The sequence below is a fragment of the Flavobacterium sp. W22_SRS_FK3 genome, assembly GCF_052113665.1.
In the GTDB taxonomy this organism is placed as follows: Bacteria; Bacteroidota; Bacteroidia; order Flavobacteriales; family Flavobacteriaceae; genus Flavobacterium.
Window position 1 is genome coordinate 50,036 of the sequence record NZ_JBGQOF010000005.1, and the last position, 11,732, is coordinate 61,767.

The following is an 11,732-nucleotide window of genomic DNA, read 5'->3' on the forward strand; positions in this document are numbered from 1 at the left end:
AGATGACAATTTACTAATTGATTAAACGGTTCCAAGACTAAAAGGTAAAGTTCTGATTCGTTTGCCTGTCAAATCAAAGATAGCATTGGTTAAAGCCGGAGCAAAAGGTGGAAGTCCCGGTTCACCAACTCCTCCAGCATCTTCTTGATTATCGATAATATGAACCTCTATGGATGGAATTTCATTAATTCGTGGCATAGGATAATCATAAAAATTATGTTGTTCGACAACATTATCTTTAAATGTAATCTGATGAGTAGTTGCAGCACCTAATCCCATGACAATGGATCCTTCAACCTGAGCTTCAATAATATCCGGATTTACATACCAGCCACAATCCATAACAGCCCAGACTTTATCAATTGTAACACCTCCGTCAGGATTTTTGGAAACCTTTACAACCTGCCCTACTGTTGAGTTGAAACATTCTGTAATCGCTAGACCATATCCCTCATTTTTTTTTCGTTTTTTCCAGCCAGAAACTTCTTCCATTTTATCAATAACTTTTTGGCAACGTTCTTCCTGCAAATGTTCCCGACGAAAATCCAAAGGATCTTTTCCTGCTTCGTGAGCCATTTCATCAATAAAACTTTCATAGGCAAATCCGTTTGTAGAAGCATATACAGATCGCCAAAAGCTCGTGGGAATAGTAGTTTCAAATAATACATCTGAAATGCTTAAATTTTTGATGCTTTCATAATAAGGTTTTAAAAATCCTTCACTTGTACTTCCATTCGGTTTAGTCTTTGATCCTCCACTCCAGTGACCATTATTTTGACCTGCCATCCTGAACTTCAATGCGTCAATTTTTCCGTTTGTAATAGCTCCTTCACAACGATATGAAATTCCCGGGCGAAATGGTCCCAGAGTGGCATCATCCTCACGTGTCCAGATTACCTGAACGGGACCGCCTAACTCTTTTGAGACCGCAACTGCTTCATACGGATAATCATTCATAGCTTTACGTCCAAAACCACCTCCAAGAAAAGTCATATTAACAATCACTTTCTCTTTCTCAATTCCAAATTTTTTGCTTACATAGTCCTGAACCCATCCAGGTGCCTGAATTGGTCCCCAAATTTCAATTGAGTCTCCTTTATGATGTGCAATGCAATTTATCGGTTCCATAGCAACGTGCGATTGATATGGTGTTTGATACACTACATCTATTTTTTTAGCCGCTTTAGATAATATTTCAGTAGGAATGCCTTGTGTTTTAAGTGACATTCCTTCCTGAGTACTTAATAATTTGTTTTGAGTTTCAAATATTTCTGGTGTGCTCCAATGCTTAAAACCACTACTATCCCATTCTACTTTTAATTGTTTTCGGCCCTCAAGAGCGGCCCAGGTTGAATCGGCAACTACGGCAACTCCTTCACGGATGTATTCGTAATAGCCCATTTCGACTTTAAATACTTTCTTAACTCCAGGGACTTTTAATGCAGCAGTCGCATCAAAACTTTTGATTTTCCCAAAATAACGAGGATCACGCTCTACAGAAGCAAATAACATTCCCGGAATTCTTTTGTCAAGTCCAAAAATTAGTTCTCCATTGGTTTTAAACGGGGTATCAATTCTTTTTAGAGGTTTTCTAATTAATTTATATTCTGATATTTTCTTAAGTTTTGGTTCTTTCGGGGCTTCCAGTTTTGACGCTGCTTCGGCAAGTTCTCCATAATGTGCTTTTTTTCCTGAAGGCTTATGAATAACATGTCCTGATGCTGCATAACATTCAGAAACCAAAACATTCCATTTTTCCGCAGCTGCAGCAATTAGCATTTCACGCGCTGCAGCACTTAATTTGAGCAATTTTTTATATGAAGAACGAATCGTTGAGCTTCCTCCGGTAATTTGTCCGCCATATTTTTTTTCGTTGCCAATTGCAAATATGACATTGATATCGTTCATATCCACTTCCAATTCTTCAGCTACAATTTGCGGTACCGACTGATACGAACCTTGACCCATCTCTGCCCTGTGATTCACAATAGTTACTTTTCCTGATGGATTGATAATGACCCAGGGACACAATTCGATTTGTGATTCACTGAGTTCCGAAGGCCTTACAAGCAAAGGCATGCCATTTGCAGGAAAGTAAAAACCAAGACACAGCGCTGCACCTCCCAATCCGGTAAGTTTTAGAAAGTTTCTTCTTGTATTTTCTATGTTATTATTTTTTATCATCGGATGAGCATTAAAATTAAGGCAATACTATTTTGCAGGAGCATAAGCTCCTGTTTGCAGCCATGTAATCCAGGCTTTTTTAAACTGGGCATGCGTTAAAGGCGGTAAAATTCTTCCTTTTCCCGGGTTCCAGCCTGCTTTTACCAAACCGTCATCTGCATGTGCTATAAGTTTTTGCAGATCTTTATGCCCATTAAGTTCCGGATTCACTAATTGCTTGGCTAATTCGTGAGGTGTTTTTCCTTCAAATACCATTTTCATATCTGCAGGCGGTAAATGCCACTCAGGATTTCCCGGTGGTGTATGCAGTCCCGGACTGTTTGATGGCTGATGACAATTGGCACATTTCATTGCATACACACCTTTTCCGTCTTTACCTCGTTTAGGCTGCATACTATGAACTAAACTGTTATCTCCCTGAAGCGGAATATCACCTTTGGGATGACAATTTACACAACGCGGACTCATTAACACTTTATATACTTGCTTAAATGCAGCAACAGATGCGACACTGTCTTTTTTTGTGGGAATAATAGTTGTATATTCTTTTTCTACTGTCTGATGTTTCGAAACGGTAAATGCCAGCCCAATACCTGAGACAAGTAATATGGTAATCCCTATAAATTTAATTTTTGTTGACATAGTTTTTTTTTTACGGCTTCCTTATCAGATTTTATTCTTCTGCTGCATTTGTGAAGCAAGGTGTATCGCTTTACGAATTCGGGGATACGTACCACATCTGCAGATATTTCCGGCCATGGCATCATCAATGTCCTGATCACTGGGATTTGAATTTTCTCTAAGTAATACCGCTGCAGACATGATTTGCCCTGAATGGCAATAACCACATTGGGGTACATCGATTTCCTGCCAGGCTTTTTGTGCCGGATGATCGTTATTATCAGATAATCCTTCTATCGTAACTACATTTTTACCTTTGGCACGACTCATTTTGGTAACGCATGAGCGAACTGCTTCACCATCCAGATGTACCACGCAGGCTCCACATTGAGCAACACCACAGCCAAATTTTGTTCCTGTAAGTCCCAGTGTATCACGAATTGCCCAAAGCAATGGCATGTCCGGACTTACATCAAGGTTTTCAGATTTGCCGTTTACAGTTAGTTGTATCATAATAAAGTCTGATTTTTAAAATTAACAATCATACCGTTTTTAAGCGGTTAATTTTAGTTTTCTAAATTTACAAAAAAAATAAAAACGACTGAATAAGTGTTGCTATTTGGTTTGATTCTAAAAAGCATTTTAAAAACTTTTTCACGTATTAACAGACAGATTTTTAAACACATAAACAACTGATAATTATACAATTAAATATCCTAAAAATATAAGTTTTTGTTTATTATCATTTTTAGATTTGTGAGTATCAAACTTTAAAAATGACTATGAATATTTCAAATCATAAAACGAATGTTGAAGAAAGTTCGAGAACATCTTCGAAAAAAATGGGTATCAGGCCAACTTCTTCACGAGCCAATGAGAAATCAAATATTGAAACACGAAAATCAGTATTGATGAAAAAATAATTTAAATTTTATTCTATGAAAGAATAAACCAACGAACATTTAGGTGGGGATAATCGCAATTTTCATTCGGAAAAACAGCGAATATGTGGGAGACCATGGAAGATAAAAATCCTGCAATTAAGCATCATGAAAATAGTTTAGGTTCTACGGACAGGCAGCAAAAAACCAAGTACCACGATCAGACAGATAGAAAATGATTCTGATAATAACAATCGCAATGATCAGCACTAATTGTCGTTTCTCATGAAGAAACAGCATTAAATAAAAATATTCATTTGAGTTAAAATAATATCAATCATAAAAAAATCATAAAAAATGCAAACATATGACCGATTGGTCATATATTTGCATTGTAATTCTTCGGAATATAAAAAATAAAGAAAAAATTATAATGGCAAAAGGCGAAGAAACCAGGCAATTCATTATAGAAAAAGCGGCACCCATTTTTAACACAAAAGGGATTGCAGCAACAGCTATGAGTGATATTATGGAAGCCACTAAGTTGTCGAAAGGAAGCATGTACGTTCATTTTGAAAATAAAGAAGTTTTAGCCTGCGCTGCCGTAGATTACAATATAAAAATATTGGGAGACCAATTAATGTCAAAACTAACCAAAAGCAAAACAGCAAAAGAAGAATTGTTTACGTATATCGACTTTTTTAGTAATGCTGCAAACCCTCCCCTTACAGGCGGTTGTCCGTTATTAAATTTTGGAGCCGAGGCTGATGACACCAACCCTGTTGTAAAAGAAAAAATAAACCAGGGAATTAAATTCAATCAGCAGTTATTAGGGAACATTATAAAAAAGGGAATTGCCAATGGAGAATTTAAACCCGATTGGAACGCCGCAGATTTCGGAACCATAATTTTCGCCATGATGGAGGGCGGTCACTTAATTTCAAGAATGTCGGGCAATAATGAAAAGATGCAAATTATTGTCAAAAACCTTAAAAACACTATAGAGCAAAACAGCCTTTAATTTTTTTTGTTTAAAAAATGACCGATCAGTCATATTTAAAAGAAAATCAATTTAATTTGTAAAACATTAATTCATAATTTAAACACATGTCAAAAACAATTTTAATTTCTGGAGCATCAAAAGGATTCGGAAGAGCCTGGGCAGAAGCATTTTTAGCAAAAGGATATCAGGTAGCTGCAACAGCAAGAAATACCGACACCTTAGCCAACTTAAAAGCACAATACGGAGATGCAATTTTACCTCTAAAACTGGACGTAAACAATCGTGCATATTCTTTTGCTGTAGTAGAAAAAGTAAAACAGCATTTTGGAAAAATTGATATTTTAATCAACAATGCAGGTTATGCTTTAAACGGCGCTGTTGAAGAAGCCAGCGAAAGCGAAGCAAGAGCACAATTCGAAACCAATTTCTTCGGAACTTTATGGTTAACTCAGGCCGTTTTACCAATTATGAGAAATCAACAAAGCGGTCATATTATTCAGGTTTCATCTGTTTTAGGAATCGCAACTTTACCAATGATTGGCTTATATAACGCTTCAAAATTTGCCGTTGAAGGCCTTACTGAAACACTGGCTTCAGAGGTAAAACAATTCGGAATCAACGTGACTTTGTTAGAACCAAACGGCTATGCGACCGACATTTGGGGTAGTGGATTCAACAGCGAAAGCATTGACGCCTATAACGGAATTAAAAAAGCTATTGCAGAAGGACATGATCCTGATACTTTCGGAAAAACAAGTGCTACAGTTCCGGCTATCATTAAATTGATTGAAGCTAAAAACCCTCCCCTACGCTTATTTTTAGGAAAAGTAGCACTGCCATTCGTCAAACAAAGCTACGACCAAAAATTAGCAACGTGGGAAGAATGGGCTGACGTTTCTGTAGCAGCACACGGATAATTTATATTCTGATTTTTTTAAGTTGATGAAAACGGGACTATTTCTTTTTAGAAATGATCTCGTTCTTTTTATGAGATGCTGTTACCCTCTTTCAACCCAATCTTTTTAAAGTATAGAATCATTCGAACAAGTGAATACAATTCCTTAAATTGTAAAAAGTGGCTCAGTCCATTGAACCTGATAATTACAACAAGGTATTAGCAAAATCGAAATTTAGTAATTTTTAATTGCTTTTTTACACATTCACTTACTATTGTGTGAAATTTACCCGAATTCTTTATAATTAATTTCAACAGCTGTTAAATCTTTAATAAATATCTATTGTCAATTCTGTAAGAAAACGTATATTTGAGTCAACAGTATATTTAAATAAAGTGCAGAAAAATTCAAAATCACATAGTTTTATATTTCCCAAAACTCCAACAGGAGTCGACGGACTGGATGAGATTACGAACGGAGGTTTACCGAAAGGGCGTCCAACATTAATCTGCGGCGGTGCCGGATGTGGAAAAACATTAATGTCCATGCAATTCCTGATTAGAGGAATTACAGATTATAAAGAAAACGGGGTTTTCATGTCTTTTGAAGAGCCTTCGGATGACCTTACTTTAAATGTCAAATCATTAGGTTTTGACATTGAAAAACTTAAAGCAGACAAAAAACTTGTAGTTGATCATGTACGTGTCGAAAGATCTGAAATCGAAGAAGCTGGTGAATATGATCTTGATGGTTTATTCATCAGATTAGGTTACGCTATTGATTCCGTAAAAGCAACCCGTGTTGTTCTGGACACCATAGAATCCTTATTTGCAGGATTGGATAATCAGGCAATTCTTCGTGCCGAACTGAGACGCTTGTTTCATTGGCTTAAAACAAAAGGGGTAACCGCCATCATTACCGGAGAACGCGGTGAGGCAACCCTTACCCGTCAAGGTCTGGAAGAATACGTGTCTGACTGTGTTATTGTGCTGGATCATCGTGTTATCGAACAAGTCTCTACCAGAAGACTCCGAATAGTGAAATACAGAGGCTCAACACATGGAACAAACGAATATCCATTTCTAATTGATGAAGAAGGTATTTCGGTACTTCCAATTACGTCTTTAAAACTGGATAATGAAGTCAGTTCTGACGTTGTTTCGACAGGAGTTCCGGGCTTAAACGATATGTTTTACGGTGGCGGCTTTTATAGGGGCAGTAACATATTGGTATCCGGAACTGCCGGAACTGCAAAAACAACCGTGGCTTGTTATTTTGCCAATCAACAATGCAAAAAAAATGAAAAGACCATTTATTTTGCATTCGAAGAATCGCCGCAACAATTGGTTCGCAACATGAAGTCGATTGGTATTGATCTCGAAAAGCATATCAAAAAAGGAATTTTGCAAATTCATTCGTCCCGCCCTACGCTAAACGGACTGGAATTGCATTTGCTTACGCTTAGAAAATTAATTAAGGAATTTGAGCCCACTACCATAATTATCGACCCTATAAGTAATTTGATAACGGTAGGAAACGAACATGAAGTACGTTCTATGCTGGTAAGGCTTATCGATATGGTGAAAGCACACAATATTACGGCTCTTTTTACGTCTTTAAATAAGCAAAACGATAATTTCAGGCCTGATCTTGCCGAAGAATCTGTTTCTTCATTGGTGGACACCTGGATTACGGTTCGTGATATGGAAGGAATTGGTGAAAGAAACCGCGGAATTTTTATTATAAAATCGAGAGGGATGGGACATTCAAATCAGGTAAGGGAATTCATCATTACGAAAAACGGAATTGAATTACTGGATGTAGAATTAGGTCCTCAGGGAATCCTTACTGGTGCTGCAAGACAATCACACAAATTCAGCAAAACAATGTCTGATATTAAGCTTCAGAACGAAATTAACCGAAAAGACAGGGAAATTGAGAGAAAACGAAAAGTACTGGAAGCTAACATAGAAGCACTTAGAAATGAATTCGAATCGGCTCAGGAAGAATTAAGTATTCTGAAAACCACAGAAGAATTACAGGAAAAACTGATTTCTAAGAAAAAATAGGAATATTATGAAAAAAGAAGTTGTAGCCGAATGGCAATTACTGCTCTATATAGCGGGTCAGACACCAAAATCGATCAAAGCACTGGAGAATATAAAAAAATATGCCGAAGAACATCTGGCAGGGAAATACAGCATCGAAATCATCGATTTGCTTAAGAATCCCCAATTGGCAGAAGGTGACCAGATTTTAGCTGTACCCACTTTAGTAAGGAAATTTCCTGAACCTATTCGCAAGATCATTGGTGATCTTTCTAATGAAGAAAGAGTATTGGTAGGGCTAAATATTAAACCCGTAAACGCTTAAAAAATGGATGATTCAACTGATGGAACAACTACAACCAAACACAAGTTCGTGCTTTTTGTTTCGGGTATGTCTGTTAAATCAGGACATGCAATTGAAAATCTACGCAGGATATGCGATAAACATCTCAAGGAAAATTACGAACTTGAAATCGTAGATATCAGTCGGGATACAGAACAGGCAGTCCTACATCAAATTGTAGCCATACCAACATTAATTAAAATACATCCTGCTCCAAAAAGAATTATTCTGGGAGATTTGTCAGACAAGGACAAGGTATTGAGAATCCTTAATTTAAGTGAATAGAATTTGATAGTAAACGATAAAAATACAGACTCCCTACTAGCAGAAATTGAATCATTAAGGCAGCAGCTTTATGAATCAAACAGTATAATTGATGCTATAAAAGAAGGTGATGTTGATGCACTGGTGGTCAACAACAATGGCGTTCCACAACTTTATTCGCTGGAAACTGCTGATTATACCTATAGGCTGCTGATAGAGAAATTCAAACAGGGAGCGCTGAGTATTGCCAAAAACGGACTGATTTTATATTGCAATGATTATTTTGCAAAACTGGTTAACATCCCTATAGAAGAAATCATAGGGAACTATATTCAGGAGTATTTAGAAAATTTCTCGCAATTTATTACCCTTATTGAAGCCTTAAAATATGGTATTACTACACATGAAATACTTTTCAAAACTAATGGTCAACGAAGTACTTTTCCTGCAAATATTTCCCTGACAGACCTTGAACCAGCTGTAGATGCTATTGGAATTGTAGTGACTGATTTAACAGAGAAGAAAAAACACGAAGGCGCTTTAATAAAACATCAGGAAGAACTCGAAGATAAAATTAATGAACTCAATAGGATCAACCGTAATCTGGAAGAATTCATTCACGTTATATCGCACGATTTAAAAGAACCGCTCAGAAAAATTGTCATGCACAACAGTAAAATGAACGGAACTTATCTAAATGAAATCGATGCCAGATCAATGAATGTTATCAAACTCTCTGTTTTACGACTCAATTCACTTGTTGACGATTTGGTAAAATATTCTTCTCATACCGCTCAGGAAGAGCAAAAAGAAATTAATCTGTCAACCATCATTGCTGAAGTAATTGATGATCATGAAATTATTATTACAGATAAAAACGCCAAAATAAAAACAGGAAAACTTCCTGTTATTAAAGCTTCCCGCATTCAGATGCGCCAGCTTTTCGGTAATCTGATCTCTAATGCTATTAAATACAGTAAAATTGACATCCCTCCCATCATAGAAATTTATCAGGCAGACAATTCAGATGTTGAAATACCAAATCAAAACACTAAATTTGTAAAGATTCAGATAAAAGACAACGGTATCGGAATGGAATCCGGTCATCTTAATAAAATTTTCACGATTTTTCAGCGACTGCATGCCCGAAACGAATATTCAGGAAACGGTATAGGTCTGTCAATTTGTAAAAAAATTATGGAAAACCATTCCGGAAATATCACTGTCGAAAGCTCGCTGAACGAAGGAACAATATTTAATCTTTACTTTCCAATTTTATAAAATGCCTCAAAAAAATATCCATATCATAATTGCCGAAGACGACCTTGACGATGCCGATGTCATAAGTGAAATCTTTAATAAGAATCCTAAATTTGGAAAAGTAAGCCTCGTAGCCAATGGCGAAGAATTGTTGAATTTCCTAAAAAATACCGCCAACGAACACCCAGACGTTATCCTGACCGATATTAATATGCCGATTCTAAATGGTATTGAAGCCCTGCAGGAAATTTTAAATCACAACGATCTTAAAAAAATTCCCTGCTTTGTTTATTCCACGAGCATAAATCCTTCTTACAAACAGCAATGCGATATAATGGGCGTTAAAGGGTATCTCATAAAACCTTACTCCTACGAAGCTTTCGCTGAAATCCCGATGACAATTTTGAGTAGTATTGAAGCATAACAATTATAAACAAGACATTTGTTTAAAAAGATCTCTTTTTTTTAGTAGCTAGTTAATTTATCAGCTCACTATTGCTCATGTCCTGACGTAAGCTTTATCTTTTGTACCGACCCACGAAACAAAAGTATCTCGCTTCCATCAGGGCTCAAACACTCTTTTTAAGAAGTGTTTTTTGTTTTACTGTTTGTTTTTAGGAAGGTATATCCAAAAAACAGTTCCAACTCCCGGTTTACTTGTGAAATTTATAATTCCATTATGATTTTCGATAATGCGTCGGCAAAGCGCAAGACCTATTCCATTTCCTCCAAATTGATTTTTCTCATGTAATCGTTGAAACATATCAAATATTCGACCGGAGTATTGGCTGTCCATTCCGATACCATTATCAGCAATGGAAATAATATGGTAATATTCTGACGCATCCAGGGCATTGTTATCTTCAGGCCTCTTAGTTGCAGAAATTGTTACTGAAGGCAGGGAAGTATTAAATTTAAGTGCATTGTTTACCAAGTTATAAAACAATTGACGTAACTGTGTGTGAAGGCCTAAAACTTTTGGCAAAGGTTCTATTTCCAGCAAAGCATTTTTTTCTTCAATGACAAGACTTAAATCGCCCAAAGTTTCAGAAATAATTTCGTTAAGATCAACTTCTTCCAATTGCTGCACTTTATTATCTATTCTGGAATAATCAAGAACGTCGGTAATTAAAGTCGATAATCGTGTTGCTGCTGATGTAATCCGGTCAAAATAATATTCTTTTTTCTGCTCTTCAGATAAATACTGTCCGGCACGGGAAATCATAATCATAATTTTACGTAAAGGCTCCTGAAGATCGTGACTTGCAATGTAGGCAAACTGCTCTAATTCTTTATTTTTGAAAACCAATTTAGAATTGGCACTTTCTAATTCTTCCTGGATCATTTTCAGCTCCGTATTGTCTTTCAATGTTTCGACAACTAATTTCTGTGCATTGATATCTACAAAATAAACCAGCCAGCTGTTAAAAGTGCCATCTTCAGCTTTATTCGGAATCATAGTCACCAGATGCCAGACATAAGCAGCATCACTGTTAATTCGGATTTCACCGGAAAAAGAAGATCGGTTTACTTTTGCTTTTTCCCAGCCTTCAAAAATTACTTCAATATCATCAGGGTGAACAAAATTCATCAAATTTTTTCTATCAAAAGTCGGTGGCGGTAGTTTTAAATAATGTAATAATGACTCATTATAAAGCAATACCTTATTACGCTCATTGACCTCGCAAATTAAAATCGGAATTGTATTAGCTAATTTTCTATAACGGTTTTCACTTTCTGTCAGTTTCTCAGAAATCGCAATTAACTCAATATTTTTTTTTCTGATCTCATCATACGGAGATAAAGGCGGCTCATACTTAAAATAATCGATAAGTGATTTTATCTTCACTTCAGACAAAAGTCCCGGTGAAGCCACTGTCTGACTTATTCGTGTGGTATAATGATTATCTTTAAAAGTATATTCAATATTACCGGAGATTTTGGAAGCATAATTAAAAGCTTCCGGATTATAATTTTTTAAATCGACACTATCAGTAATTATGGCTACAATTTCTTTTTGTGTTGCCTTAATACTATTAATGCAGAGCACCAGCAAAGAGTTTTTTCCTTTAGCTATCGAGCATCGTGCAATTTCAGATACAGCAGTTGAAAATCGCGTTTGGAATGAGGATGGCATACCGCACATTTCAGCAATTTTTATGGATCGTTTGTGGGCCAGTATCAAGTCCATTTCATTATCCAGATTTATTTTTATAATCTCTTTCATGAAAC

The 11,732-nt window shown here is 36.3% G+C and carries 12 protein-coding genes; 8 read left to right on the forward strand and 4 right to left on the reverse strand.

Annotated elements, in window-relative coordinates:
- Positions 1 to 21: 21 nt before the first annotated feature.
- The 3 genes from ACEN2I_RS06210 to ACEN2I_RS06220 are packed head-to-tail and all read right to left on the reverse strand — an operon-like array spanning position 22 to position 3,318.
- Positions 22 to 2,184 (reverse strand): molybdopterin cofactor-binding domain-containing protein, encoded by a 2,163-nt coding sequence (locus tag ACEN2I_RS06210; RefSeq protein WP_441765230.1) that lies wholly within the window; start codon positions 2,182 to 2,184, stop codon positions 22 to 24.
- A gap of 27 nt (positions 2,185 to 2,211) precedes the next feature.
- Positions 2,212 to 2,826 (reverse strand): hypothetical protein, encoded by a 615-nt coding sequence (locus tag ACEN2I_RS06215; protein WP_441765231.1) that lies wholly within the window; start codon positions 2,824 to 2,826, stop codon positions 2,212 to 2,214.
- 24 nt (positions 2,827 to 2,850) lie between these two features.
- The gene (locus ACEN2I_RS06220; RefSeq protein ID WP_441765232.1) at positions 2,851 to 3,318 is read right to left on the reverse strand and encodes a (2Fe-2S)-binding protein; all 468 of its coding nucleotides are present in this window, start codon (positions 3,316 to 3,318) and stop codon (positions 2,851 to 2,853) included.
- A gap of 269 nt (positions 3,319 to 3,587) precedes the next feature.
- Here ACEN2I_RS06220 and ACEN2I_RS06225 point away from each other — a divergent pair, with 269 nt between their 5' ends.
- The 8 genes from ACEN2I_RS06225 to ACEN2I_RS06260 all read left to right on the forward strand — a co-directional run bounded on the left by ACEN2I_RS06225 (position 3,588) and on the right by ACEN2I_RS06260 (position 9,924).
- Entirely contained in the window at positions 3,588 to 3,728 is a 141-nt protein-coding gene (locus ACEN2I_RS06225) for a hypothetical protein (protein WP_441765233.1), read from the forward strand.
- Positions 3,729 to 4,053: 325 nt separating this feature from the next.
- Complete coding sequence (locus tag ACEN2I_RS06230) at positions 4,054 to 4,707, forward strand: TetR/AcrR family transcriptional regulator (RefSeq protein WP_441765234.1); 654 nt, start codon at positions 4,054 to 4,056, stop codon at positions 4,705 to 4,707.
- Positions 4,708 to 4,793: 86 nt separating this feature from the next.
- Positions 4,794 to 5,606 carry an SDR family NAD(P)-dependent oxidoreductase gene (locus ACEN2I_RS06235; protein WP_441765235.1) on the forward strand — a complete coding sequence of 271 codons (813 nt, stop codon included), beginning with the start codon at positions 4,794 to 4,796 and terminating at the stop codon, positions 5,604 to 5,606.
- Between the two features lie 374 nt (positions 5,607 to 5,980).
- On the forward strand, positions 5,981 to 7,654 hold the full coding sequence (kaiC, locus tag ACEN2I_RS06240) for a circadian clock protein KaiC (protein ID WP_441765236.1): 1,674 nt from the start codon (positions 5,981 to 5,983) through the stop codon (positions 7,652 to 7,654).
- A gap of 7 nt (positions 7,655 to 7,661) precedes the next feature.
- Positions 7,662 to 7,958, forward strand: a complete 297-nt coding sequence (locus ACEN2I_RS06245; protein ID WP_192184859.1) for a circadian clock KaiB family protein — start codon at positions 7,662 to 7,664, stop codon at positions 7,956 to 7,958.
- 3 nt (positions 7,959 to 7,961) lie between these two features.
- Complete coding sequence (locus tag ACEN2I_RS06250; RefSeq protein WP_441765237.1) at positions 7,962 to 8,261, forward strand: circadian clock KaiB family protein; 300 nt, start codon at positions 7,962 to 7,964, stop codon at positions 8,259 to 8,261.
- A gap of 3 nt (positions 8,262 to 8,264) precedes the next feature.
- Positions 8,265 to 9,521: a sensor histidine kinase gene (locus ACEN2I_RS06255; RefSeq protein WP_441765238.1), complete on the forward strand. Its 1,257-nt coding sequence runs from the start codon at positions 8,265 to 8,267 to the stop codon at positions 9,519 to 9,521.
- Position 9,522: 1 nt separating this feature from the next.
- Positions 9,523 to 9,924 carry a response regulator gene (locus ACEN2I_RS06260; protein WP_441765239.1) on the forward strand — a complete coding sequence of 134 codons (402 nt, stop codon included), beginning with the start codon at positions 9,523 to 9,525 and terminating at the stop codon, positions 9,922 to 9,924.
- Positions 9,925 to 10,101: 177 nt separating this feature from the next.
- Here ACEN2I_RS06260 and ACEN2I_RS06265 read toward each other — a convergent pair whose 3' ends face one another.
- On the reverse strand, positions 10,102 to 11,727 hold the full coding sequence (locus tag ACEN2I_RS06265; RefSeq protein ID WP_441765240.1) for a sensor histidine kinase: 1,626 nt from the start codon (positions 11,725 to 11,727) through the stop codon (positions 10,102 to 10,104).
- Positions 11,728 to 11,732: the final 5 nt, after the last annotated feature.

Bases quoted from the DNA above. Each gene is read 5' to 3' on its own strand.
- ACEN2I_RS06250 (WP_441765237.1), top strand. From the start codon at position 7,962: ATGGATGATTCAACTGATGGAACAACTACAACCAAACACAAGTTCGTG.
- ACEN2I_RS06220 (WP_441765232.1), bottom strand. From the start codon at position 3,318: ATGATACAACTAACTGTAAACGGCAAATCTGAAAACCTTGATGTAAGT.
- ACEN2I_RS06265 (WP_441765240.1), bottom strand. From the start codon at position 11,727: ATGAAAGAGATTATAAAAATAAATCTGGATAATGAAATGGACTTGATA.
- ACEN2I_RS06225 (WP_441765233.1), top strand. From the start codon at position 3,588: ATGAATATTTCAAATCATAAAACGAATGTTGAAGAAAGTTCGAGAACA.
- ACEN2I_RS06235 (WP_441765235.1), top strand. From the start codon at position 4,794: ATGTCAAAAACAATTTTAATTTCTGGAGCATCAAAAGGATTCGGAAGA.
- ACEN2I_RS06215 (WP_441765231.1), bottom strand. From the start codon at position 2,826: ATGTCAACAAAAATTAAATTTATAGGGATTACCATATTACTTGTCTCA.
- ACEN2I_RS06245 (WP_192184859.1), top strand. From the start codon at position 7,662: ATGAAAAAAGAAGTTGTAGCCGAATGGCAATTACTGCTCTATATAGCG.
- ACEN2I_RS06230 (WP_441765234.1), top strand. From the start codon at position 4,054: ATGACCGATTGGTCATATATTTGCATTGTAATTCTTCGGAATATAAAA.
- ACEN2I_RS06260 (WP_441765239.1), top strand. From the start codon at position 9,523: ATGCCTCAAAAAAATATCCATATCATAATTGCCGAAGACGACCTTGAC.
- ACEN2I_RS06210 (WP_441765230.1), bottom strand. From the start codon at position 2,184: ATGATAAAAAATAATAACATAGAAAATACAAGAAGAAACTTTCTAAAA.